Genomic DNA, 25,103 nt, shown 5'->3' on the forward strand with positions numbered 1-25,103 from the left:
GCTTGTCACTTCACTATCCTTCCCTGATTTCACCGATCCGGCGGGGGTCGGTAGATTATCTTTAGCGAATTGCCCACGAAATCCCGTCGATCCTTGCTCCTGCGCGCCGTCGCCCTATCCCTTTGTTTCCTGCTCACGGGCTATGCGCTGCCCGCACAGCAGTGTACCGGTAATCTGGGCGAAAACATATTCACCGACGGCGACTTCGGCAGCGGCACCGCCAACGTCCTGACTCCCGATCCGGGCATCGCGCCGGGCTTCTCCTACACCACCTTCCCGCCGCCGAACGACGGTTCCTACACCATCACCAACGATACGCGGCGCTGGGCCAGTATTTTCGATACCTGGCGCCTCTTCGGCGACAACAGCGACGACCCCAACGGCTACATGATGCTCGTGAACGCGAGCTACGAACCCGGGCTATTCTACGAGCAGGACGTCGACGGGCTGTGCGAGAACACCCTCTACCAGTTCTCCGCCGACGTCACCAACGTGGTGCGGCGCGGCGTGAATCAGCTGCTGCCCAATGTCTCCTTCCTGCTCGACGACGAAGTATACGTCACCACCGGCGCCCTGCCGGAAAACGAAACCTGGACCACCTACGGTTTCACCTTCGTCACCCGGCCCGGGCAAACCTCCGTCACCCTCGCCCTGCGCAACAATGCCCCCGGCGGCATCGGCAACGACATTGCCATCGATAACATCAGTTTTCGCGCCTGTGGACCCGAAGCCCTCATCCTGCCCGATACCGTTGCCGACGTTTGTGAAGATGGCGAGCCGATCACCCTCACCGCCACCGTCAACGGCGACCAGTTTCCCACGCCGGCAGTGCAGTGGCAACGCAGTACCGACGGCGGCCTGAGCTGGCAGGACATTCCCGGGGAAACCAACCGCTCTTTCGTACAGCAACCCACGGCCAGCGGCCAGTACCTATACCGCTATCTGCTGGCCAACAGCCCCGCTAACCTGGCCAACACCAAGTGCTATATCGTCTCCAACGAAAAGCGTGTGAACGTGATCCCCAAAAACTACTCGGTGACGGATACTCTGTGCGCCGGCCTCACTTTCGCGGTGGGAAGCAAAACGTATGGCAGCAGCGGTATCTACGTGGATACGCTGCGGTCAGGCCTGGGCTGCGACAGTATCGTGCGCCTCGCACTGGAGATCGTGCCCGACCCCGGGCTCCGGCCAAGCTTCTCCCTGGTCGACCCCAGCTGCACCTACCTCGCCGACGGCCGCGTCACCCTCGACTCCATGCGCGGCGGCATCGCGCCCTACCGTTTCGAGCTCGCGGGCACCCCCGGTAGGGTAGGCATACCGGTTGATTCCCTGACGGAAGGCACCTACGCCTACCTTCTCGAAGACCGCTACGGATGCCGTGCGGCGGATACCCTTTCGCTGGTCAGTCCGTTCCCCTTCGAAGTGGACCTGGGCGCCGACCAAAACCTCGTTCTCGGGGAGCGGGCAACGGTGCCGATTCGTACGTCCCAGCCAATCACCGCGTATACGTGGTTGCCTGCGGGGATCACTGACTGTGACTCCGGCTGTAACCCGCTAGAAGTACTGCCTACGTCCTCCGTAACGCTCGGCCTGGTAGCGACCTCGGCCACGGGCTGCTTGGCCGTCGACAGCGTACGGCTCTCCGTGGTGGCGGAACGGCTCGTTTTCATCCCATCCGCCTTCTCGCCCAACGGGGACGGCAACAACGACCGCTTCACCGTTTTCGGCAGTCTCCCCAACGTAAGCGGGTTACGGAGCCTCCGGGTCTTCGACCGCTGGGGGGGCGAGCTGTTCTCCGCCGGTGACGTGAACGCGAACGACGAGACGGCCGGCTGGGACGGCACGGTCGGCGGGCGCGACGTGCCGGTGGGTACCTACGTTTACGCGGCCGAGGTGGGGTTTCTCGACGGGGTGGTGGTAACCTATACCGGGACGCTTACCTTGATACGCTAGCCCCGCGGCCGGAGGTGCTTATTTCCCGCTGACGATCACCCTCCGTACGGCCGTAGCCCCGGTGGCGATGTCCGTGACCCGCAGCGTGTACACGCCGGAGGGGTAGTCCGTTACCGGTAAACTGATCGCACTCCGGAAATCCTCGCGTAGCAATCGCCGACCGGTCGCGTCCGTCAGTTCGGCCCGCAGTTCCGCCGTGGACAGGGAATACGCAAAGTGAATCCAGTCGTTGGTAGGGTTGGGATACAGCTTTACGGTTCCGGGGAGCGCGTTCGTCAGGCCGGTCGTCTTCTCCAGGCGACCGTCGCAGTTCTCGTCGATCGTGTTGCCGGTGATTTCCTCGGCGGCGGGGTTGATGGCGGGGTCTTCGTCGTTGCAGTCCTGGTAGAAATGGTACTTATCGTCGTCCTTGTCCAGATCGGCGACCATGGTCGAGATCACGGTATTCGTGATTACGGGCTTATTGGCGTCGAAGTAGATGGCCGCGTTGTTTTTCACGACGGTGAAGTCCTCCAATTCCGGGCGCGCCCGGATGTCGAAGGTGACGAAGCCCTGGCTGGCGGCGTGGTTCACGTTGCTGTCGGGCAGGTAGATGTTGTCGAAGCGGAAGACTACCCGGCCGGCCTCGTGCATCTTCACCGTATACGGATGGCTGGCGGCGACCTCCCGGAAGGTGGACAGGTCGTGCAGGACGGTCAGCTCGTCCTCGATCAATACGGTATAGGCCGTATCGTTGCCCGTATTCTGGAAGCGCACGGTATAGGTGATCGTCTCGTCCAGCTGAGTATAGTTGCTGTTGGTCGGTTCCTTGCGGCTCGGGCTGACCAGCATATCGTTGGGGTCGTAGGCGCAGCGCAGTTGCTCGGTGGAGGTGTCGGAGCTGGCGGCGGTGAGGCCTCCGGCGGTAGCGGCCGTGGCCTCCCCGGTGAGGAGGATGTCGGTGCCGACGGCGGTTTCGTCCGGGGTAGTCACCTTTAGCAGGCTGTAAAAGGGTTGCCCGGGCTGCAACGTATCGAAGGCGTAGGTGAGAACTTGCCCGCTTTGTGTCTTCGGGGCCGGGGAAGATTCCACGAAGGTCACCCCATCCGGCAGGGTGAGGGTAGCCGTACCGGCCAGGGGCAAGCAACCGTCGTTGAGGACGGTGAACCAGACCGGCACGTCCGAGTTACAGCGCAGCCGGCCGGTGTTGACGAGCAACCGCAGCTTGGCCGCCGATTCGTCGGGTTGGTAACCGAAGGCGATGGCGGGTGGATTCGCGACACTGAAGGTGCCGGCGTAGCTTTCGGTCGCCGACGTTAGGGTGTAGCATTCGAGCGGATCGGTGGTAACCGAATAGGGAGCGCCGTGGGCCAGGGGCAGGCTGAAGTTCCCGTCCTCGTCCGTAAACAGTTTCGTATCGCCATTGAAGATAGCCATATTGGGCAGGCCGGGTTCTTCTGCATCGCGAGTGCCGTTGCCGTTATCGTCGCGGAATGCGCTGCCGCTCAGGACGGACTGCTCGTTGACGGTCAGGTAGTGTATCTCGTGGCCCAGCGTGGCGTCCGTGGCAGCGAAGTACAGGCGATTGCCTACTACGGCCAGCCCCGGGTCGGCGGCGTTGGTGCTGCGGTCGGCGGTCACTTCCTGTAAGATGTCCGCAACGGGATCGAAGAGGTAGAGGGGGTGATGGGGGGAAAGGAAGGCAACGAAGGAGCCCAGGCGGGCGAATTCCTGTGGGCCGTCTGCGTCCATGGCCGGTATGGCCCCGAGGTTACGGGTACCGGCTACCGTTCCGTTGCTGCGGCCGAGGGTCCACTGCCCGAAGGCGTCCACCCGGGCGTAGAGGACCTCGGTGTCGCTAAGCCGGAAGACTTTCGTGGGCCGGTTGAGATCGTTGGGAGCGGCCACCACTTCGGTCGCGGCGCCGCTTACGTAATCGATGCCGTAGACGATGCCGTTTTCGCCCAACGCGACCAACTTACCGGCGAGCGCGGCACTTACCGTGGGGCGAATGGTTGCGGCGTGCACGGCTCCGCCGCCGGTGAAGGTGAAAAAGCGGCTGACGGAGCGTTCGTTCGTACCCCGATAGCTCAGGAGCAGCCGGTCCGCGACGCGGGTGAAACGGAGGGTGGTCGTCGTCTCGATGGTGCCGAAGTTGGTAACGGTGCCGCCGACTACGTCATAGGCCGCCGGACCGGAGCCACCGTCCTGAAAGTGGCTGAAGTAAACGTGGCCGTCTAGCTGGGCGATACTACCGCAGAGTGGCTGGGAAAGGGAGGCTAGCGTGTCGGCAACGACGATGCGGACGCTTTCGTCGAGGGGGCTAAGCTCGAGCAACTGACGGACGTGGCGGCCGAGGGTGGCGTCGCGTTGCTCCCGTACAAGGTAAAAGTTATCACCACTCATCACCGGTTCAGTGTAAGTGAATTCTTCCTTATTGAGCAGGTCGAACTGCAGCTCGCGGGGGTACGGCAGGCGGGCGTCCACCTTGACGTAGTAACTTTTCGGGCCGTCGGCATAATAGAAGTAGTACTCCTGCCCGCGGTTACCGAGGGTTTGGAGCCCGCTGCGGAAACCGACGTTGCTGTCTCCCGCGAAGCTGACCGTAGAGCTTGCCGATCCGTTGGACAGGTAATTAATATCGCCTTCCACGGCCCAGAACACCTTGCCGGCGATGGCACCGAGCTCGAGGATAGCTTTTTCTTCGCCGGTGGGTTGGATATCCAGTACGCCGACTTGGTGGGGAATGCTTTGACCGGCCAGCAAAAGCGGCAGGAAGAACAAGGGGAGCAGGTATAGTTTCATCGATAGGGATAGGCTAAATAGCCGCACGGCACGGAAGCAACCACCGAAATATCGGCCTTGCGGTACCCCTGGCGGGGGCAGTGCGGTATGTATAATTCACGAGAGACTACAGGTAAACGACCGCGGGGCTTCCCTTATTTCGGAAGCCCCGGTTCTCGGTCGTAGCCGCTCAGGATGAGCTCGGCACCCGGTTCCAGATCCCGCTATCGGCGGTTTCCCGCACGTAGTCGGAAAAGTCCCGCGCCGGCCGGCCGAGCACCCGTTCGATGTCGCCGCTGACGTCCTCGTTGCCGGGCTTGCCCAGCACTTCCCCGAAGAGGTAGCCGATCAGCCACACGTAGTCGGGCGGAAGGTCGTGGTTCCGAAGGCCCTCCACGTATTCCTCCAGGGGCACCGGCACGTAGCGGATGTACCGCCGCGTTGCCGCCGCGATTTCCTCGACGACTTCTGGGAAGGTGAGTTGGCGCGGCCCGGTGAGCTCATAGATGCGCCCGTCGTGGCGATCGTCGAGCAGGCTCTGTACGGCCACCTCGGCAATGTCGCCGGTATCGACGTACGGGATCGGGGCTTCCGGCTTCGGCAGGGCGACCGTGCCGGATAGAATGGGCTCCATAAGGAAGCTCTCGCTGAAGTTCTGGCTGAACCAGCTGGCCCGCAAAATGGTGTAGGGGATGCCGGAATCGGCTACGATACGTTCGCAACGCTCCGCTTCCTGCTCACCCTTTCCGGAGAGCAGCACCACCTTCCGCACGCCCCCGGCCACGGCCAGGTACGTCAGGTCGGAAATGGCCTTCGCAGCGCCGGGCACCGCCAGGTCGGGCTGAAAGCTGACGTACAGGCGATCGATGCCCGCCAGCGCCGCGGGCCAGGTAGCCGGATTCTCCCAGTCGAAGGGAGGGCTGTTGCGACGGGAACCGATCCGGACGGGCTCGCCGAGCGCCCGGAGTTGCTGAACTACTTTGCGGCCGGTCTTGCCGGTGCCGCCGATTACGAGGGTTGTGGATGACATGATAAAGGAAATTGATTGGTGAAAAAATGGAGGTCCCCGGCGGGGGTTCCGGGATAGGTTATTGATGGGGCCCGGTCGTGAGCGCGCCAACCACCGCAGCGGCGAAGCTGAGTACCGCGGCCGCCGTACGTACGGTATGCAGGCGGTTCCAGCGGCTTTCGTAGGCTTTGCGGGTAGTGGCTTCCTCCTCGGGCAGTAGGTCGGCCAGGTCCAACGCGTCCAGGGCCTCGTTCAGTGGCACGTTCCCGAAGGCCGTGACGCCGAAGGTGCCGATGAGGTAGAGCAGGGTAGCGGCCAGCCACCAACCCCAGCTGCCATCGCCGCGGTACTGCAGGAGGGTAGCCGCGGCCAGGGCCAAGGGGCTGCCGAAAAAGACCAGGAAGAAGGCGGGATTGAGGATGGCCCGGTTGATCGACTGCATCACGTAGAGGTAGTAGGCGTCGCCAACCTGCCGGGTACCGGGGATGACCGAAAATTCCCAGCCGTAAAACAGGCCGGCGGAGAGCCCCGTCAGCACCACGGAAGAGAAGCAAGTAAGCGTGTTGATCGTCGTTTCCATCGTCGTCTATCTTTGTTGACGACACGAAACTACCGGCACCCCGCAGCGGCGGCTGGTCCGAAAGGGAGTCAGATTGGTTCGAAAGGGATTACCGCCGGATTTCGCTCGGGCGATAGCCAAATTTCCGGGCAAAAGCCTTGGAAAAGGAGCTTAGGCTATCGTAGCCCACCTCCCAGGCAGCCTCCTGCACGCTCATCTCTCCGCGCCGGAGCAGGTCGTGGGCGGTGGTCAGTCGCTCGTTCTGCAGATACTTGAAAACCGGTACGCCGAAGAGCTCCTTGAATTCCTTTTTCAGCTTGTAGGTATTCAGGCCGATCCGGCGGGACAACTCGGAAAGCGAGGGTGGGGCATCCAGGTGCTCGATCAAAATCCTCCGGGCTTCCTCCAGCTGGCTTCTTTCCCGCTGCGGGATGGAGCCCGTCGGTTCGGCGGCCAGCAAGCCGAAAAACTGGGCCAGCAAACCTGTCGTCTGACTCCTGTAAAAGAGGATGCGCGGCCGGCCGGCGAGCTGGGTATGGAAGACCTGCTCCACCGAAGTCTGCATCGCCGGCCCCATGAAGCGGGTGGGCCCCTCGACGAAGTGATCGCGGGGGTCCAGCAGTTGCTGCAGCAGTTCGCCGAAGAGTTCGCCCTCGTAGTCGGGCAGGCGGTCCAGGTTCCGCGCGGCGGTGGCGATCACGATGCACTCCAGCGGCGTATCGGGCCGGACGGTGTGGACGAATTCGACTTCCTGGTCGGCGTAGAAGGCCAGCGCCAGTCCCCGCGTGTGCTCGTATACCTTTTCCCGGCCTGCGTAGCGCACCTTCAGTTCCACGTTCCCCGATCCGTACAGTGCTACGGCGATCAGCGGCTCCTCGAAGCGGCAGCTGTCCACCGTCGGGCGGTCGGCGGTCGCCGTTTCCACCAGCACGGTGTAGTCGTTGATGTCTAGAATGTCACGGGTGATAATCCAGCGGGATTGACTCGGGGACCACTAAGATACCGGCTTCACCCCTGCCAGTCAAGGCGTGATCAGTGCGGTCGGTGCTTAGCCCGGCTTCTCGCGCAAATACCCGAATTCCACCAATTCGCGCACCGCGGAGAGCTTACGAATACGCCGGTCCGCGATCAGGTACAGCTCGTCGGCCACCGCGAGGACGGTGCGGTACTGGTGGTCCGACAGCAGCACCCCTTTGCGCGTTGCTACCCGCCGGATCGTATCCGTGAGCATATCCTTGTGCAGCGGCATGATATTGGAAAAGGGCTCGTCCAGAACGGTATAGCGGGTATCCGCTTCCAGCGCGATCAGGGTGACAAGCAGCCGTTCCGTACCGGGGGAAAGATCCCGGAGCTGCGTACCGTCCAATTCCGGGAACAGGGGATAGCGTTCGTAGAATGCGCCCGCCCGCAGTCCGTAGTGGGTGAGTAAGGCCGAAACGGTAAGTCGCGGTGGATGGGCGGCATCCTGGGGAATGTAGTTGATGAGTCCGGGTACGGTGTAGGGTTTGGCTATTCGCCGCCCGTCGACCGATACGCTCAAGTCCGGATCGCTGTACAGCCCGCAGATCGACCGGAAAATGCTGGACTTCCCCGTTCCGTTCCGCCCCAGGAGCGCCGTTACCCGTCCCGGTTCGATGCGCAGCGTGCTGGCCTCCAGCACCCGCCGGCCACCGTAAACGATCGTGACGTTTTCCAGTACCACCCTAGCGCAGGAAAAGGATGAGGCAGGACAGGAGCAGGAAAGCAACCATATCGAGGAGCAGAAAGGTGGCCTGCAACCGCCATAGCTCCAGGTTCATATTCAGAAAAAATACCGCATTGTTGCCGGTTCGCCGGTGGTGGATCGCCATCAGCACCGCCGACAGGATGGCGTTGGCCAGGCATTGGATAAAAAGGGCCACCAAACCGGAGAAATAAACGGGAAGCAACAGTAGCGCACCCAGCAACAATACCGGAAAGATGAGCCGGTCGTGGTATAGGAGCGCATACCGCAGGTAGCGAAAGCGATGGTTGCGTCGGTCTGTCTGCTCGAGCTGCACCTCCCGAAGTTATTCGACGGATAGCATCCATCCGTTAGGAAGGTGTTAAACATCAACGCCCCGGTCGATCATCCGAAAGGTTAATCGATCGCCGGGCCCGGGATGGTTGGGGTAGTCAAGCCACCCGCGCTCCGGCGCAAAAAAACAGGCATTTGGACATCCGATGTGTCGTCGGCGATGGCCGTAATTTCTCCGGTGGTGTATGCAGGCTTCACCATCGCATACTCCCGTTGCTCCAGGTAATCCTGATCGGGTGTAAAGGTACCTACCGCCCGACCACCAGAAACTTCGTGCGCGTACGACCCGCCGCGTCCGTGGCCCGGATTAGGTAGGATCCCGGAGAAAGTCGGTGCTGTAGCGTGATCCGCAGGTCGGGCGTGCCGGCGGCGACGGTGGTTTCGAGCAATTGCCGGCCCCCGGCATCGTAGATCGTCAACGCCAGGCGATCCGTTCCGACGGTCGGCCGCAGGTTGAAGTGCGTACCTTCGTTCGGGTTGGGGTAGAGGGTGAAATCCCAGTCGGGGGTGGCGGCGGAGCGCGTGAGCGGAATAAAGTCCGAAACGGTAGTCCGGCCCTGTAGGTCGTGAAACTGCAGGCGGTAGTGGCTGGTGCCCGTGGCGACCTCCGGGTCCTGCATCCGGTACCCCCGCCGTTCGCCCGGCGCCGTGAAGCCCGCGGCGGCGACGTTACCCACCTCCTCCGGTCCGGTACCTTCGGCTATTTTCTGGACCGTAAAGTAATCGGTTTCGACTTCCGCTTCCGTTTCCCACTCCAGCAGGGCGTAGGTTCCGTAGTCGGTGGCCGTAAAGCTGATCAGCTTCAGGGGCACGGCCACCGCCCCGAAGTAGACGGCATGGTCGAATCCCGAGCCGGTTCCCCCGGTGTATAGCGCGTTGAGGACCGCAGTGCCGCCGAGCGCGGTCTGGGTGAGGAGGTCCTGGTCGTGGCCGTCGCCCGCGCCGCCGGCGTAGAGCAGCAGCGGCTCTCCGGCGATGGTGGTTCCGGTCAGCACGATCCGGTCGTGCCCGTCACCCGCGCCGCCGGCGTAGAGTATTTGCAGGGAACGGCCGTCCACAGCGACGGCCCCTTGTTCGCCGCGGTCGTGGCCGTCGCCCGGGCCACCGGCGTAGAGCATGGCCAGCGATGGTCCCCCGAGGCTCGTGGCGTAGATCGTACGCCCGTCGTGGCCATCGCCGCGACCACCACCATAGAAAACCAGCAGGGAGGTCCCATCCAGCAGACTTGCGTTTTGTATCCGGTTGGCATGCCCGTCGGCGGCACCGCCCCCGTACAGCGGCCGGATGCCCGCAGGTTTCCCCTTCAGGTTGATCTGTACCGACCGGCTTCGGCCGTGGCCGTCATCGGGTCCGCCCCGGTACTGAGCGACCAGCGGCAGGGTAGCGACCAGCATGGTGAGGAGGAGAGCATGTCGCATGGTTCCGGCTATTGAGCGGTACGTACCCCGCGGAAGCCGAGCCGCGAATTGGCCCCGTTGAGGACGGTAGCGGCGTCGGCCCGGTCCGCTACCCGCAGGAACGGCGTCAGGTTCGCGTGGGAACCTCCCCGGTAGCCGATCCCCATATCCGCCGACGGCCAATTCGCGACGTTATGCACACCCGTCGGGGCCAGCATACCGTCCCCGTGGGTGCCGCGGTAGTCACGGCCGGGGGCGTTGCCCACCGTAACCGCCCGTTCGTATACATTACCGGAGAGGTCCATGATGCCGTAGTAGCTTCCGCCGGATTCCTCCCGGCTCTGGTTCACGGCGCTGGCGGCAATGCTGCCCACCCGGAGCGGGCCGATGGAAGAAGCGGTGGAGAAATAGACCACGTTGCCGGTCCCCTCCGCCGGGTTGGCTACTACTTCGTTTGCCGTACCCTCGTTTGCAAGGGTATAGGTTTCGGTGGCAATACCCGCCGTACCCCAGGCGAATTCTCCGGCTACCGGGGTGCCCGGGCCCCGGCAGGCCTTTTCGTACTCCAGCTCCGTCATCATACGGAGGCCGGCCCAGTCGAGGTAGGCCATCATGCGTACGTTATTGACGTAGTTCAGTGGGAGGTTGGGAAGACTGGTGGTCGCGTTACCCGTGCCCGTCCAACTGATCCCGTTCCGGCCCAGGACGTTGTCCGAGTTCTTTCCATTGGTACCGGTAATATCGTTCGTGGTTTTGGCCGCATCGGACAGGGTATTGAAAAAGGCCGTCCACTGGTCCTGGGAAACCTCGTACTTCATACAGTAGAAGGCCGCGAAGCCCTTCGGGAATGCGGCGGGGATCGGTCCGGATTGGTCCCCGCCAATTCCGGAAACAGGATCGCTGGGATAGTACAGACTATTGAGGGAGGGTCCGACGCTGATCGCCCCTTCGCCGGTCACGGGGAAAGGTTGCGACAGGAAACCGACCCGGAAGAATTCATTGTTCAAGGTATCCCGATCGCCAGACACGGAACCGAGATAAAAAGCGCCGGACGGAACGTAGACCATTTCGATGGCGAATACCTGAACGTCCACGATATCCGCGTCACTGACGCCGTCGAGGCGGTAGTCCCAGCGCAGTTGAAAGTCATCCCAGTCCACCTGGCCACTACCGTCCGCAGCGCGGTAGATCATGGCCCCCATACGGTCGTAAATGTCCATGACTGCGCCGGCGGGAACCTTATGGCCGAAGTTCGGCAGACTGCAGTGCCGCCAGTCCCCGTTGTTCACCCGGAATTTCGCGAAGATCCAAGCCGCGTCGTGGTTGGCCGGGCCGACACTGATGCGCCAGCTGTTCTCCCAGCTGAGGTCGAACTGGATTTTGGTGGTTCCGTTCCCACTGCTCTGTTCCGTCAGGGCTACGTTGGAAACCTGAATATTGTTGGCGTAAACCGTGCCCCAGAACAGGCACAGCAACAACGGGTAAATAATACGGTCCATAGTGTGTGTATGTGTTGTGGACCATTATGCCTTCCGCAGGGTAGCCGTTACGACTTGTTGGGTATTTATTTCCCGCGCTCCGCCGCCCCCGTTTTCCCTCCGCATCAGGACGCCGGCAACAGCCAGGTCACGACCGACCGGGCCGGCAGCGTGTAGGCGTCGACGGTCGTAAATGTACCCGCGTAGCGCAGGTCGTCCGCTTCCGCGTCACTGGTGACGTAAGCCCGGAAGGTGGAGGCGGTATCCCTATTCCCGGTAAGGGTAACCGGCTGCGGCGTCGGTTGCTGGTTGACGAAGACGATCACGCGGCTCCCGTCCGCATTTTCGTAGGCGGAGGCAATCACTCCGGTGGGAAATGCTTCCTCGGCCGGCGTACCGTCGGCGCGTTCGATCGAAAGGCGTATGGCGCCGGGGCGCAGGAAATAAGAAAAATTACCCACCGTCCACAGCAACTTCGAGTCGTACACTTCCCCCGCGAATTTGTCGTCGTCGGTATAGACCAGCCCGTCCTTGTAGTCGCCGTTGCTTACCCCCAGCCACCACTGCCAGGAGCTAGCGTTGGCGAATAGAAAGTCAGCCTGCATCACCCGGGCCAGGTAGAGCGCCGGGTCCATGCCGAGGTCGCGGCCGGGGCCCTTCACCTCCTCGTTGTCTTCGAGCAGGCAGTACTCGCTGGCCATGTATTCCAGTTCGGGGTTGATCGCCTGGAGTGCCGTCCAGGCTTCCTGGCGGGTCCGGACCAGGTTTTCCACCGGCCAGGTGGAGAAGTAATCGTGGACCGCTACCTCCAGTGCCAGGTGCTCCAGATTGCCCAAGTACAGCTCGGAGGTCGGATCGAAGAAAGCCCGTAGCTGGTCGCTACGCTGCTTCGGTCCCTTATCCGGTTTATATAAGTATTCGACCTGGGCGGTCTCGGCGATCTCGAGCTCGGTTTCCGTGATCCCGGCCTTGGTGAAGGCGGCGTCGATCTCCCGCGTGACCGCCGCCAGTTCGTCGTTGTCGTAGGGGGTTCCCTCCTGCTTGCAGCACATCCACTCCCACTGGGGCTCGTTGAAGGGGCTCAGAAAGTCGAAGGGGATGCCGGTTTCGCGTTCCACTCCCCGGACGATTTTTACGAGGTAGTCGGCAAAATCAGCGTAGTGCTCGGGCTGCAGGTTGGATTCCTTGCCGTCCTCCGACCAGGCCTTCCCGTTGCGGGTCATCCAGACCGGGGGGCTGTTCACGAAGCCGATGAAGGTTTCCACCCCGCGGTCTTTCGCCGCCTGCAGCATCCAGCGCTGGCCGGCGTGGCGCGACCAGTCGTAGGTGCCGTCGGGATTTCCGAAGGATTCGGCCCGCCGCCACTCACTGGTGATGCCGCTGCCGTCGCCCTGGGCTTGACTGCCCGCTCCGATGTTGAACCGCCAGGCGGTGAGGCCGATGCCGACCGGATTTCCTTCCTCGTCGGTTTCCTTGCTAAAGAGCAGGTCCGCAATTTCGTTTCGCTGCTCCTCCGGCCAGTTCGCGCCGACGTACTGGATCGTCCAGGCGTCGGAAGCGCCAAAGTTGTGGACGGTCTGGTAGCGGACGGTGGGGTCGAGGGTGTAGGCAACTTCCCCCTGATCGGATTCCGGGAGGGAGGGGGGCTGCCGACAGCCGGTGGCGATTGCTCCGCACAGCAGGAGGGAAAGGAATCGACGCTTCATGGGTCTAATAAAGTCAATCTTGGACGAAAGCGGATTTTCTTGCGCTCCGGTGTTTGACTACCTACCTAGCGGCGGCGCATGCACTTATACCGGCCTATTACGCCGGAGAGCGATCCTTCCGGCAGCATCGGCCTGGTTTACCAACCCAGGATCTGACTTGCGGCCGGGTTTTTATCGATCTCATCCTGCGGAATGGGTAACACGTAGAGCCTAGCCGGGAAACTGCGTTCCTCGAAGGCTTCGACCGAGTAGGTTAGGGAACCGGCTGCCTCCCTGACGATCTGCATACCGTAAAGGGGGCCATTGAGGAGCTCCTCGGCAATCCCCCAGCGGCGGATATCGAAAAAGCGATGTTCCTCAAAGGCGAGTTCGATGCGGCGTTCGTGGCGGATTCGCTCCCGCATTTCGTCCTGACCTAGGGCTTCGGGAAGCGGGGGCATACCGGCACGGTCGCGGATGGCGTTGATCGCATCGTAGACCGTCTGGTCGGGGCCGCTAGCTTCGTTGCGGGCCTCGGCGTAATTCAGCAGAATTTCGGCGTAGCGGAAGTAGAGCCAATCCTGGTCGCTGGACTGGGAGTAGATGACCAAGTCTTCATTGTGGAACTTCCGCAGGAAGTAACCGGTGTGCATAAAGAGGTCGTCGATACCGCCTTCGAAGAGTTCTACTTCCCGGCCGCGGAATTCCGCCCCATCGTGGACGACCGTGGCCTCGAAGCGGGGGTCCAGGTTTTCGAAGGGTTCCTGTGGATCGTACAGCGGCGATTCCTCCTGCGGCTCGCCGTCGATCATTTCGTAGGATCCGACGAAGTTCTGCGTGGGTAGGTTACCGCCCCAGCCGCCGTCGCTCGGTCCGCGGTAACTGGAGGGGGTATTGTACACGTCCCAGCCGGCCCCCGGCGTACCGCCGGCATTGGATTGGTGGTGCTTGTCCGGGAAAGCGAACTTCTTGGCCCAGATCACCTCCTCGTTATTCTTCGTCAGGAAGAGGGTCCGGTAGTCCGGAAACAGGCGATACGTTCCGTCCATGATTTCCTGGGCGGCGGTGGCTGCTTCCTCGTAGCGTTCCGCGTAGAGCAGTACCCGGCTTCGAAGGGCGCTTACGGTACCGGTATTGGCACGGCCGGCGGCGATCTGGCCCGGCCCGGGCAGCAAGTCCGCCGCCGCGTTCAGGTCGTCTAGAATGAACGTGATGACAGCATCGTAGGGAGCACGGGGGATCTGGAGGTCGTCCTCCAGGGTCAGACTTCGTTCGATCAGCGGAACTCCGGTGGGTTCTCCCCCGTCCGAGGGGGTGCCGAAGAGCCGCAGCAGGTCGTGGTAGACGTACGCGCGCAGGAAGTGTGCCTCCCCCCGGAGGCGGTTTGCCAGCTCCTCGTCTTCCAGGCGGTCCAGGTTCTCCAGGGCTACGTTGGTCTTTCTTACGAGGTTGTAGAGGATGCCCCACTGATTGCCCCAGGGCACGTTGGTGGTCTGGAAGGTGGCATTTTGGTAGACCGTGGAGTGGGTCCAGAGCATGGACACGTCTCCGTCGTCCGTCAGTCCGTCAAGCAGGTACAGTCCCTTGGCCCAACCGTCGTAGTTGCGGTCGAATCCGGAGGGCATATCGCCGTAGATCAGGTTGACGAATTGGGTGGCTCCCGCCGGGTCGGTCCAGACCAACTCCTCGGTAAGGGAGTCTTTCGGAATCTGATTCAACAGATCGTCGTTACAGGCCTGCAATCCACCGAGGATCAATAAAAGGGCAGCACCCCTGAGTGCTATATATCCTTTGATGTTCATCAAGGTATGTTTTAGAAATTAGCCGTTAGTCCCGTGTTCCAGATTCGGAGTTGGGGGTAGCCCCAACCCCTTCCGTCGGCGTTTTCCGGGTCGAAATTCTCGATACCGGTCCAGGTGTACACATTATTGGCGTTGAAGAATACCCGTACGTTCTTCACGAAACCTCCGAACAGGCGGTCGGTGGGTAGATTGTAGGCGACCTCCACGTTCTTCAGGCGGAGGTATGAGGCGTCTTCCAGCCAGAAGGAAGAGCCCGCGTGATTGTTGGTAGCATCGATGAGGACGCGGGGCTCGCTGGCATCCGTATTCGTCGGCGTCCACCGGTCGAGGTTGGTTTCAAAGGCACCGGCCCCGACGAAGAAGGGCCAGACCCCCTCCCCGGAGTAGTACTGATTGACGTTCGTGGCGCCCTGAAATAGCAGTGACAGTTCGAAGTTGTGGAGTTTGATGTTTCCGCCGAGGCCGTAGATGATTTCCGGCGTGTTGGAGCTTCCGATGTACACCCGGTCGAGGTCGTCGATGACGCCGTCGTTGTTAACGTCCTCGTACTGGATGTCACCGGGTTCCACGTCGGTCAGGTGTTCGGCGGCGTTTTCGATCTGCTGCTCGGTCTGGAAGATCCCAAGGGCGTTAAATCCGAACTGAGCGCCGAGCGGACGGCCGGTCCGGCGGATATTGGGGTTCTCCGATTCCGGCTCGTCGATAAAGACCACCGTGTTCCGTGCGTAGGTGAAGTTGGCGTTTATCGAGTAGCTGAAGTTGTCGGAGACGGTATTCATATGGCCGAGGCTGAGCTCTACCCCTTCGTTGTCCACCTTCGACAGGTTTTCCACGGGCAGGCCTACTCCCAGCAGACTGGGCACCGAAAGGTTGCGGCTACCCAGGATGTCACTCCGTTTGTCCATGAAGTAATCCGCGGAAAAGGACCACTTGTAATCAAGGAATTTGGCGTCGAAACCGACGTTGAACTTCTTGACCGTCTCCCAGGTCACGTTCGGGTTGGCTAGGTTGCCCTCGACGATGCCGGGCACGACATTTCCGTCACCGAATACCGCGGCGCCGCTGATCTGGCGGTACGATTGCAGATACAGGAAACGGGAACCACCGATGCGGTCATTTCCGAGTACGCCGTAGGAGGTTCTCAGCTTCAGGAAATCGAGAAAGTCAGCTCCCTGCATGAAGTTCTCCTTGCTGATGATATAGCCCAGGGACCCCGAGGGGAAGAAGCCCCAGCGATTACCGGGCGCGAACTGCTCCGAGCCGTCCGCCCGGAAGCTACCTTCCAGAATGATCTTTTCCGCAATGGTGTAGTTCAGTCGTCCTACGACCCCCTGCCGGGCCCGGGTGCCGGAGTAGCCGCTGTTCGTGCGGTTGTCCACTCCGCCGAAGTCAATCTCGTCGATGGCCAGGGTGAAGCCGTCGCGGTAGGCACTCGTAAACCGCCACTGGTCCTTCGTTTGCGTATACAAGAGCAGGGCGGATACGCTGCTGTTCCGCAATTCCCTGGTGAAATTGAGGTGGGCCTGCAGCGTCAGGCTTTGGTAGTCATCGGTGGACTGGTAGAGGGAGGTTTGCCCACGGGGCTGTTCTACGAAAGTGCCGTCGCCCAACCGGTTGTAGAAGGGAATCTGGGGATAGGTGAAGTTCTTCTGACCGGTGATGTCCTTATTGTAGGAAGCTATTCCCATGAGGGACAAACCTTCGAGGGGCAGCTGCTGCACCAGTTGAAGGCGTCCATTGAAGTTCTGGATGCGCCGGTTACGGTACCCGTTTTCCGGCAGGGTCAGATAGGCGGGGCCACTGGAATAGGTGCCATTCGACCATTGGATGGGCGCTTCGTTCGGCGGAGTGCCCGCCATCCAGCGGAATACGTCGGTAGCCGCCACGTCGTTCGTGACCTCATCCCGCCCGGAAAGGTCAAAGGATAGCCGCGTGGAAGTAGTTACGTCGGCGTCGATGTTCGAGCGGTAATTGTAGCGGTTGAACTCGTTCGAGGGTACGATGCCTTTCTGGTCTACGTAGCCGAGGAGGGCGGAATAGCGGATGCGCTCGGTACCACCGTTGGCTCCGAGACTGTAATTCTGGATCGGTGCCCAATCATCCAGTACCGAAAGCCAGTCGGCGTCGGGGTGGGTGTCCGGGCTGCTCCCTTCGCGGTATTTATCGAGATCGTCCTCACTGTAGAGGGGGTCGTCGCCCTGGTTGGTTAGGGCCTCGTTGTAGAGTTTGGCGTATTCGTACGATCCGAGAAACTGCTGCTCGTTGGTGCGTTCCTGCAGACCGTAATTGGCGGAAAGACTTACCTGCATGCGGCCTTCCCTGCCCCGCCGCGTCGTGACCAGTACGACGCCGTTTCCGCCCCGCACCCCAAATACGGCCGCGCTGGCAGCATCCTTTAAAATGGATACCGATTCGATCTCATTGCTGTTCAGTTGTGAGAAGTCCCGGGCCGAGCGCACGATTCCGTCGATGACATAGAGCGGCGAAGCATCTCCCGTCGTACCGATGCCCCGGATAAAGATTTGCGAGGCATCGTCTCCCGGGGCCCCCGACCGTTGGGTGGCGATGATGCCCGGAGTCCGCCCGACCAGGGTGTTACTAATGTTGGGGGTGGGGTTCTCGGAGATTTCCTTGTTGCTGATCTCCGACACGGCCCCCGCCAGGTCGCTGCGCTTCTGCTCGCCGTACCCAATTACGACCACCTCCTCCAGCGTACCCGACGCGGGCCGCAAGTTGACGTCGATCTCGGTACGACCTTCCACCTCGACGTTCATCGACTCGTAACCGATAAACGAAATGATCAGGGTGGCGTTTTCGGCGACTTCCAGCGTATAGGCTCCGTCGATGTCGGTAACGGTGCCGTTCTGGGTACCTTCCTCCAGGATAGTTGCTCCGGGGAGGGGCTCGCCGGTTTCGTCCTGTACCGTTCCGGTGACGATGACGGTGGCGGCGGACTGCAAAAAGGAGCGTTCGGCCGGAGGGGCCGATGCCCCTGCCTGCAGGTTTGCCAAGATCCCGGCCGTAAAGAGTAAGGCGAGCCCGCACCGCCGGGAGACGGTGGCTGATTTCTGGTGTTTCATACTAGCGGATCGACGATAAGAATAATAACTAAATCGAATTTATAACCGTCAAACTAACAATTACCGAATTTAAACCCTAGTAAAAACCATTATTTCACGAACTTTTTATGGCCCGCCTGTCTTTAGGCGTGTTTTCGGTTAGTATATGCACAAATTGCAAGCGTAGTCGGGTAGCCAGATTTCCACCGCCACGGGAGAAGAAAATTGCTGGTCCATTTCTGGCTCCCTTGCGTTCTCCGTCAACCCGCTACTTCTGGGAAAAAAGGTCGGCCGCTCCATCGTTACGGGTGATCAACAGCCGGGGATCCGCCCCCCCGGCATCCAGCAGGCGCACGCCCCGGATGTCACCCGTGAAGGGTAAGGTGCTTACTCCCCGCCGGTCTATAATCCGCCCGTTCTGGAAGTGCATCAGTAGTCCGGACGAAGCGTCGGACGGGCCCCATTCCACCCGGTACGGATAAAAGTTTCCGACCGCGAGGATATCGTCGTTATCGCCGTCAAGGCCGAAATCGGCCACGACGAAGTCCGTAATCATGGACACTTGGGCGGCGGCGGGGAAAGCATGGAAAACGAAGCTTTCCCCGGTATTTTCCGACCATCCCGACCGAAGTTCGGAAATGCGCAGGCGAAAGGCCCCTGTGGTATCCCCACCAGCCGTAACGGCCTCGATCCGGGCGTCGGCGTAGGTCGCGTAGTCCGTAAACCGCCGGCGAAAGCCGGATAGTTGATCCGCCATCTCGTCGTAGCTCGGCGCGGGATAGCGTTCTCCCTGAACGTAGAACGTCATGATCGGGTCGGGCTGTCCGTCGTGATTGATGTCCTGGACAAAGTATTCCAGCGGTTCCGTTGGGGACGCGGCGTAGCGCAGGTTGGTCCCGGCATTCCCTAGCAGAAAATCCGGATCGCCGTCGCCGTCCAGATCGGCGGCAGTGACCGCGCTCCACCAGCCGTGGGTGCCGTCCAGCCCCCATTCCCGGCTACGGTCCTCGAAGCGGGTGCCGTCCACGTTGATAAGCGCCCGCAGGGGCATCCATTCCCCTACCAGCAGCAGGTCTTCCCAACCGTCGCCGTTGATATCGGTCCAGGCGGCGCCGGTCACCATTCCGGGCCGGAATGCACCTCCGGTCAGATCGGCCGATGCGTCTACGAAGCGAACCGCAGCCCCCATGCTTTCATTCCGCAGCAGGTAGCTCCGCGGCGGTTGCGGATAGGCCTGGGCTTCTACCCGCCCGGCGACGAACAGGTCCTGATCGCCGTCGTGATCGAAATCGGCGGCGATTACCCGGCCCCCGCTGGTCGCCATTTCCGGCAGGGCATTAGCGGCCCGTACGAAGCCCCCGGCCCCGTCGTTGAGGTACAACCGGTCCCGATAGGCCGGGTGGCTGGCGGGGTGTTCGTTGCCGCCGCTTACCACGTACAGATCCACATCCCCGTCCGCGTCGGCATCGAAGAAGGTGGCGCCGAGGTCTTCGTAGTGGGCGTCCTCCGCCCAGGGGCCTCCGGTCGCGGGTCGGTACCCGCCCTGGCCCGTAGACAGGTATAGAATACCCGGCTGCCCCAGCGCGCCCCCGAAGTAGATATCGTCGTGCCCGTCCTGGTTCGCGTCACCGACCGCGGTGAGCCCGCCGAGCCGCGATGGCTGATAGGGGATCAGGCGCTGGACCTTGAAGTCGACGAAGTCATTTTCCCGGTGGCGGTAGTCGATACCGGCTACTTCCGTTATACGGCGGAAGGGGCTGGCGGCGGAAGTGTCCGGCGCAGTGGCTACGGTTGTTGCCGCCGCCTGGTCGATGCTGATCGCTTGATCGGCGGAAACGTCCCGCTCGGTGGTCACCGTGCCGTCCGGCCAGGTCACGCGCAGGACATCTACCCGCTCCGCGCCCCCGAGGCCGAAGGTGAGCACGGGTTCGACGCTGGACTGGTAGCCCCGGGCGTAGTAGGCTTCACGACGCAGCCGGGTACCGCCGATCTCCGCTTCCACGGTGGCACCGATTCCGTTCACGTTGGGCGCCCTGCCCCGCAGCCGCACCCGCAGGTAATGACGGGTGTTCGGGGCAAGTTCGTTACGGTACACGAAGGCCGGCTGATTGAGGTTACTGACAACTAGGTCGAGGTCGCCGTCCCCGTCGAGATCACCGTAGGCCGCACCGTTGGAAATGGACGGTTCCGCTACTCCCCAGGCTTTCCCGCGATCAATAAAGGCGAGGGAGTCCGTTCCCGCGAAGGCATAATTCGGCAACCGGGTTTCGGGCATCTCCGCGATCAGCGCCATCAGGCGGTCGCTGCTTGCCCGGCTACCGGAGATGGCCTGCCCCATCCGGTCCTGGGCGTAGCGCAGAAAGTCCAGATTGGTGTAGTCGCGCAGGTAGCCGTTGGTGACGTAGAGATCGAGGTGGGAGTCGTTGTCGAAGTCGGCAAAGAGGGTGGCCCAGCTCCAGTCGGTGCCGGCGATGCCCGCCATTTGCCCGACTTCCCGAAAGCGGGGCTGCCCGTCCGGGCCGGGGCCGACGTTCAGCTGGAGCACGTTGCGCATGTTCTGGTAGTGGAAGCCACTATCGACGGCCAGTCGGTATTTGTCGTATTTGTCGGGGCCGCGTAGCAGTTTCTGGCGGCGGTTATTCTCGGGCAGCATATCCGCGACGAAGAGGTCCGGCCGGCCGTCATTATTGATGTCGGCGACGTCGGAGCCCATGGAGAATTTGGAGAGGTGGTCGAAGGATGTGTGGGAGACTTCCCGGAAGGTTCCGTCTTGCTGGTTGAGGTAGAGGAAGTCCTGCTCGTCGTAATCGTTCGTGACGAAAAGGTCGGGCCAGCCATCGCCGTTGAAGTCGGAGATGCTCGCGCTGAGGCCATAATTGAGTCCGCTGCCGTGGATACCGGCCGCTTCGCTTACGTCGGTGAAGTGGCCGCCTTCGTTGCGGTAGAGCCGGTTGCCGAAGTAGGGGTGGCGCTGGCGACGGAGTTCGGAGGTATTGAAGAAGGGGGCGAAAAACATATTGGCGTGGTTGACGAGGAACATATCCAGGTCACCGTCGCGGTCGTAATCGAGGAAATAGGACTGGGAGGAGAAGGTACCCGTAGCCTCCAGTCCGAATTTCTTCGCTTGCTCCGTGAAGGTGGGCACGCCGCCCGCATCCCCGGGTCCGTTGTTGATGAATAGTTCGTTGGCCCGCTCCGGCCGTTCGGTGCGGACGCCGGCCTGCAGGCCCTCGCCGGCCACGTTTCCGGAGTAGCAGACATAGATATCCAGCCAGCCATCGCCGTTGATGTCTACCATGGTTACGCCGGTGCGCCAGTCCCCTTCGCGTCCCCGGACGCCCGCCGCGCCCGCCACCTCGTCGAAGGTCCATTCGCCCCGGTTGAGGTAGAGCGCGTTGGGTACGGCATTGCCGACCAGAAAGATATCCGTCGTCCCGTCGTTGTTGAGGTCGCCCAGCCCCACGCCCGCCCCGTTGTACATATACTGGTAGGTCATGATGTTGGTGGTGGCGTCCTCCTCGATGGTGTTGGTGAAGTCGATGCCGGTCCTGGCCGACGAAAGCCGGACGAAGCGCGGCGTATCCTCCCCGCAGCCCAGAAGCCCGCATGTCAGCAGGATCGCCGAGGCGATACCGCGCAAAGCGCCACCGAAAAGCCTTGGCCGCCGACAAGCCTGAAGACGTTGTTCTCTCATGGGTAAGCTTAGGAATGGTTGGTTCGGACGATCAGGTTACAACATTTCCCGGCCATTGGCAAAGGTCTGGTGCCGGCTTACCCCGGGAAATTGGCTTTTGCACCCGCGCTCCGGCGCCCCGGTCCCCCTTTGTACAGCTTCCCAGGGCCGAGTAAACGTGACGGAATCCATGGAAGCATCAGTCCCCCCCCCCCGACGTTCTGAAGGCAAAGCCGGCGGATTCCCCGCCGGCAGCGAGCCACTGGCAAACGCGGATAGCACGGGGCGGTAGCGTAAGGGTGTGTAGCTAAGCTCCGGAGCCCGCGGCGGATCTAGCCCAGTGGACAAAAGTGGCCGTTACAGAATATCCCTGCACGGCATCACGGGCTTGAACAGCTTTTGTATCTTTGCGCCCAGGTTCAACCCCTACGCATGAAAGATCTATTCGACAAATTCCGCGAATTCAAAGGCCCCCTCGGCCAGTACCAGGACGTCGCCCACGGCTATTTCTCCTTTCCCAAGCTGGAAGGAGAGCTTGGCCCCCGGATGACCTTCCGCGGTAAGGAATGCATCATCTGGAGCATCAACTCCTACCTCGGCATCACCAACCACCCCGACGTACGCAAGGCCGACGCAGATGCGTCTGCCGAGTACGGCCTGGCCTACCCCATGGGCGCCCGTATCATGAGCGGCGAAACCGACGCCCACATCCAGCTGGAGGAAGAGCTCGCCGAGTTCACCCAGAAGGAAGCCGCCTTGCTACTCAACTTCGGGTACCAGGGTATCATGTCGATCGTGGACGCATTGTTGACCCGCCACGACGTGGTGGTCTACGACCGCGACGATCATGCCTGCATCATGGACGGTATCCGGATGCACCTCGGCCCCAAGTACGCCTTCACGCACAACGACATCGACCACTTCCTGGTCCGCATGGAACAGGCCAAGAAGGAAGCGGAAAAGCGCAACTCCGGCATCCTGGTCATCACCGAGGGCGTCTTCGGCATGCGCGGCGAGCAGGGCATCCTGAAGGAGATCTGCCAGTACAAGGAACAGTACGGCTTCCGCCTGCTGGTGGACGATGCCCACGGCTTCGGCACGATGGGCGCTACCGGTGCCGGCGCCGGCGAAGAGCAGGGCGTACAGGACCAGATCGACGTCTACTTCTCCACCTTCGCCAAGGCCATGTCCGGCTTTGGTGCCTTCGTGAGTGCTGACAAGGACATCATCGAGTTCATGCGGTACAACCTCCGCAGCCAGGTCTTCGCCAAGAGCCTCTGCATGCCGATGGTGAAGGGTGCCCTCGCCCGCCTCAAGCTGCTCCGCGAGCAGCCCGAGCTCCGCGAAAAGCTCTGGAAGAACGTCCATCACCTGCAGAACGGCCTGCGCGAGGCTGGCTTCGACATCGGTAACACCGGTGCCTGCGTGACGCCCGTATTCATGAAGGGGTCGACCTACGAGGCCGGCGCCCTGATTTACGATTTGCGGGAGACCTACGGCATCTTCTGCTCCGTGGTGCTGCCGCCGGTTATTCCGAAAGGCCAGCTGATCCTGCGCCTCATTCCCACCGCCGAGCACAGCTCGGAGGACATCCAGACCACCATCGACGCCTTCAAGGCCGTTCGCTCCAAACTGGAGGACGGTACCTACGAGAAGATGGGCGAGATGTTCCGCGCCGGGGAGATCAACGTAGTGTAGGCCGGTATGCCTACCATAAAAAAGGGTCGTTGGCGGTTGCCAACGACCCTTTTTTCGTTTGCGCGGCATTCCCCGCGCCGAGGTTTGCCGCTTAGTCTCAGTCGTTCGATGCCAGGAGGCTCTTGCTGAGATCGTCGATCAGTGCTTCCAGTTCGGCGTCCTTCGCGGCAAAATCGCTTACGCTGTCGAGCTCCGTATTCACGCTGATGTAGTACTTGATCTTCGGCTCGGTGCCAGACGGCCTGGCCGTGATCACGTAGCCTTCCTCCGTGAGGAATTGCATCACGTTCGATTTCGGCAGGTCGATGGCGGTTTCCCCCCCTCCGTCGAACGTATAGGACTTAGAAGTTTGGTAGTCATTGACGCGGACGATCTTCTTTCCTCCGAGTTCCTGCGGGGGGTTATTCCGGTAGCCCTGCATCAGCTGACTGATCTCCTCGGCGCCCTGCTTGCCGCCCTTGGTAAGGGAGATCAACTCCTCCTTGTAGAAGCCGTACTTGACGTATATCTCCTGGAGGGTCTGGAAGAGGGTTTTTCCGTTGTGCTTGTAGTAGGCCGCCATTTCGGCAATGATGGTACAGGCTACGACCGCGTCCTTGTCCCGTACGTGGGCCCCGATCAGGTAGCCATAGCTTTCCTCGGCGCCGGCGATGTAGGTCGCCTTTCCTTCGAGCTCGGTCATCAGGGCACCGATGTACTTGAAGCCGGTGAGCAGGTTATAGCAGGTTACGTCATTGGCCTTGGCGATCTCATCGATGATGTTGGTCGTTACGATGGTCTTGGCGATGTACTCGTTGCCGGTCAATTTCCCCTTTTGCTTCCACTGCTCAATCAGGTAATTGAAGATCAGGGTACCGGTCTGGTTGCCGTTAAGGAGTACGTGCTCGCCTGCGTTGTTCTTTACGGCGATACCTACCCGGTCGGCGTCGGGATCGGTGGCCATCACGAGATCGGCGTCGATCTTCCCGGCTAATTTCAGGGCCAGGGTGAGGGCTTCCTTTTCTTCCGGGTTCGGGTAAACGACGGTCGGGAAGTCGCCGCTCGTCACGAGCTGTTCTTCCACCAGATTGACGTTGGTGAATCCCAGTTCCTTCAGGGCGCGTGGCACCATCTCCACACCCGCGCCGTGGATCGGGGAGTACACGATCTTCAGGTCCTGCTCCTGCTTGACGACCTCCGGGTTGATACTCGCCGCGAGGACGTTCTCGATGAACCGCTTATCGATTTTTTCGCCGATGCTTTCGATGCGTTCGGGCTTGCCTTCGAATTTGATGTCGGCAACCGACTGGATGTTATTCACCTCGGCGATGATCCCCTTATCGTGGGGATTCACCACCTGGCCGCCGTCGGACCAGTACACCTTGTAGCCGCTGTATTCCTTCGGGTTGTGGGATGCGGTCAGCATGATGCCGCTCTGGCAGCCCAGCTCCCGGATCGCGAAGGAGAGCTCGGGGGTGGGGCGGAGGCCTTCGAAGAAATACACGTGAATTCCGTTCGCGGAAAAAATATCGGCCGCGGTTTGGGCAAAGAATTCCGCGTTATTCCGGTTATCGTGGGCGATGGCAACCTTGATCTGCTCGTCCGGAAATTGCTGCTTCAGGTAATTGCTCAGTCCCTGAGTGGCCGATCCGATGGTGTACTTGTTGATGCGGTTGGAACCGACGCCCATTATCCCGCGTAAACCGCCCGTACCGAATTCGAGATCCCGGTAAAAAGCGTCCGTCAGCTCGCTCGTTTTTTCCTGCGCTACGAGCTCACGGATGGTCTGCTTCGTTGTATCGTCGTAATCGCCGTCCAGCCAACTGTTTACTTTGGTCAATATGTTCGGTTCCAGATTCATGCTAACTTGGTTTTATGCGACTTGGATAATGTACTATCCGTTCTTCGGTAAACGGATGCTTCGGGGGCAGCCCCTCCGTATGGCAACGGAACGGCACCGCGGACGTACAAGTTCCGTTGCCAATCGGCCAT

General features: G+C 61.2%; 15 protein-coding genes. 2 read left to right on the forward strand and 13 right to left on the reverse strand.

The genetic code is table 11. The annotated features are described in order from the left end of the window. Nucleotides 1-69: 69 nt before the first annotated feature. Entirely contained in the window at nucleotides 70-1,953 is a 1,884-nt protein-coding gene (locus tag CLV84_RS00090; protein WP_146088654.1) for a gliding motility-associated C-terminal domain-containing protein, read from the forward strand. Nucleotides 1,954-1,971: 18 nt separating this feature from the next. On the opposite strand, the gene CLV84_RS00095 is transcribed toward CLV84_RS00090, so the two are convergent. The 12 genes from CLV84_RS00095 to CLV84_RS00150 form a co-directional block, all read right to left on the reverse strand. After that, complete coding sequence (locus CLV84_RS00095; RefSeq protein WP_104417705.1) at nucleotides 1,972-4,737, reverse strand: DUF7619 domain-containing protein; 2,766 nt, start codon at nucleotides 4,735-4,737, stop codon at nucleotides 1,972-1,974. A gap of 169 nt (nucleotides 4,738-4,906) precedes the next feature. Then, entirely contained in the window at nucleotides 4,907-5,746 is an 840-nt protein-coding gene (locus tag CLV84_RS00100) for an NmrA family NAD(P)-binding protein (RefSeq protein WP_104417706.1), read from the reverse strand. Nucleotides 5,747-5,804: 58 nt separating this feature from the next. After that, complete coding sequence (locus CLV84_RS00105; protein ID WP_104417707.1) at nucleotides 5,805-6,305, reverse strand: anthrone oxygenase family protein; 501 nt, start codon at nucleotides 6,303-6,305, stop codon at nucleotides 5,805-5,807. 88 nt (nucleotides 6,306-6,393) lie between these two features. Continuing rightward, a complete protein-coding gene (locus tag CLV84_RS00110; RefSeq protein ID WP_245911331.1) occupies nucleotides 6,394-7,209 on the reverse strand; it encodes a helix-turn-helix domain-containing protein in 816 nt (271 codons plus the stop codon). A gap of 123 nt (nucleotides 7,210-7,332) precedes the next feature. Beyond that, a complete protein-coding gene (locus CLV84_RS00115) occupies nucleotides 7,333-7,986 on the reverse strand; it encodes an ATP-binding cassette domain-containing protein (protein ID WP_170067502.1) in 654 nt (217 codons plus the stop codon). 1 nt (nucleotide 7,987) lies between these two features. Beyond that, entirely contained in the window at nucleotides 7,988-8,323 is a 336-nt protein-coding gene (locus CLV84_RS00120; protein WP_104417710.1) for a hypothetical protein, read from the reverse strand. Between the two features lie 265 nt (nucleotides 8,324-8,588). Then, on the reverse strand, nucleotides 8,589-9,758 hold the full coding sequence (locus CLV84_RS00125) for a T9SS type A sorting domain-containing protein (protein WP_146088655.1): 1,170 nt from the start codon (nucleotides 9,756-9,758) through the stop codon (nucleotides 8,589-8,591). 8 nt (nucleotides 9,759-9,766) lie between these two features. Further along, the gene (locus CLV84_RS00130) at nucleotides 9,767-11,236 is read right to left on the reverse strand and encodes a formylglycine-generating enzyme family protein (RefSeq protein ID WP_104417712.1); all 1,470 of its coding nucleotides are present in this window, start codon (nucleotides 11,234-11,236) and stop codon (nucleotides 9,767-9,769) included. A 104-nt stretch (nucleotides 11,237-11,340) separates the two neighbouring features. Further along, the gene (locus CLV84_RS00135; RefSeq protein ID WP_104417713.1) at nucleotides 11,341-12,921 is read right to left on the reverse strand and encodes a glycoside hydrolase family 30 protein; all 1,581 of its coding nucleotides are present in this window, start codon (nucleotides 12,919-12,921) and stop codon (nucleotides 11,341-11,343) included. 137 nt (nucleotides 12,922-13,058) lie between these two features. Next, nucleotides 13,059-14,702 carry a RagB/SusD family nutrient uptake outer membrane protein gene (locus tag CLV84_RS00140; RefSeq protein WP_104417714.1) on the reverse strand — a complete coding sequence of 548 codons (1,644 nt, stop codon included), beginning with the start codon at nucleotides 14,700-14,702 and terminating at the stop codon, nucleotides 13,059-13,061. An 11-nt stretch (nucleotides 14,703-14,713) separates the two neighbouring features. Further along, entirely contained in the window at nucleotides 14,714-17,782 is a 3,069-nt protein-coding gene (locus CLV84_RS00145; protein ID WP_104417715.1) for a SusC/RagA family TonB-linked outer membrane protein, read from the reverse strand. 247 nt (nucleotides 17,783-18,029) lie between these two features. After that, nucleotides 18,030-21,455 carry a VCBS repeat-containing protein gene (locus CLV84_RS00150; protein ID WP_104417716.1) on the reverse strand — a complete coding sequence of 1,142 codons (3,426 nt, stop codon included), beginning with the start codon at nucleotides 21,453-21,455 and terminating at the stop codon, nucleotides 18,030-18,032. A 411-nt stretch (nucleotides 21,456-21,866) separates the two neighbouring features. On the opposite strand from CLV84_RS00150, the gene CLV84_RS00155 reads away from it, so the two are divergent. After that, on the forward strand, nucleotides 21,867-23,132 hold the full coding sequence (locus CLV84_RS00155) for an aminotransferase class I/II-fold pyridoxal phosphate-dependent enzyme (RefSeq protein ID WP_104417717.1): 1,266 nt from the start codon (nucleotides 21,867-21,869) through the stop codon (nucleotides 23,130-23,132). A gap of 97 nt (nucleotides 23,133-23,229) precedes the next feature. Here the strand turns inward: CLV84_RS00155 and CLV84_RS00160 are convergent, their stop codons facing one another. Further along, the gene (locus CLV84_RS00160) at nucleotides 23,230-24,972 is read right to left on the reverse strand and encodes a phospho-sugar mutase (RefSeq protein WP_104417718.1); all 1,743 of its coding nucleotides are present in this window, start codon (nucleotides 24,970-24,972) and stop codon (nucleotides 23,230-23,232) included. Nucleotides 24,973-25,103 lie beyond the last annotated feature (131 nt).

The organism is Neolewinella xylanilytica (assembly GCF_002934605.1).
GTDB classification, from domain to species: Bacteria; Bacteroidota; Bacteroidia; order Chitinophagales; family Saprospiraceae; genus Neolewinella; species Neolewinella xylanilytica.

Bases quoted from the DNA above. Each gene is read 5' to 3' on its own strand.
- CLV84_RS00095 (WP_104417705.1), bottom strand. From the start codon at position 4,737: ATGAAACTATACCTGCTCCCCTTGTTCTTCCTGCCGCTTTTGCTGGCC.
- CLV84_RS00100 (WP_104417706.1), bottom strand. From the start codon at position 5,746: ATGTCATCCACAACCCTCGTAATCGGCGGCACCGGCAAGACCGGCCGC.
- CLV84_RS00105 (WP_104417707.1), bottom strand. From the start codon at position 6,305: ATGGAAACGACGATCAACACGCTTACTTGCTTCTCTTCCGTGGTGCTG.
- CLV84_RS00125 (WP_146088655.1), bottom strand. From the start codon at position 9,758: ATGCGACATGCTCTCCTCCTCACCATGCTGGTCGCTACCCTGCCGCTG.
- CLV84_RS00130 (WP_104417712.1), bottom strand. From the start codon at position 11,236: ATGGACCGTATTATTTACCCGTTGTTGCTGTGCCTGTTCTGGGGCACG.
- CLV84_RS00135 (WP_104417713.1), bottom strand. From the start codon at position 12,921: ATGAAGCGTCGATTCCTTTCCCTCCTGCTGTGCGGAGCAATCGCCACC.
- CLV84_RS00140 (WP_104417714.1), bottom strand. From the start codon at position 14,702: ATGAACATCAAAGGATATATAGCACTCAGGGGTGCTGCCCTTTTATTG.
- CLV84_RS00145 (WP_104417715.1), bottom strand. From the start codon at position 17,782: ATGAAACACCAGAAATCAGCCACCGTCTCCCGGCGGTGCGGGCTCGCC.
- CLV84_RS00150 (WP_104417716.1), bottom strand. From the start codon at position 21,455: ATGAGAGAACAACGTCTTCAGGCTTGTCGGCGGCCAAGGCTTTTCGGT.
- CLV84_RS00155 (WP_104417717.1), top strand. From the start codon at position 21,867: ATGAAAGATCTATTCGACAAATTCCGCGAATTCAAAGGCCCCCTCGGC.
- CLV84_RS00160 (WP_104417718.1), bottom strand. From the start codon at position 24,972: ATGAATCTGGAACCGAACATATTGACCAAAGTAAACAGTTGGCTGGAC.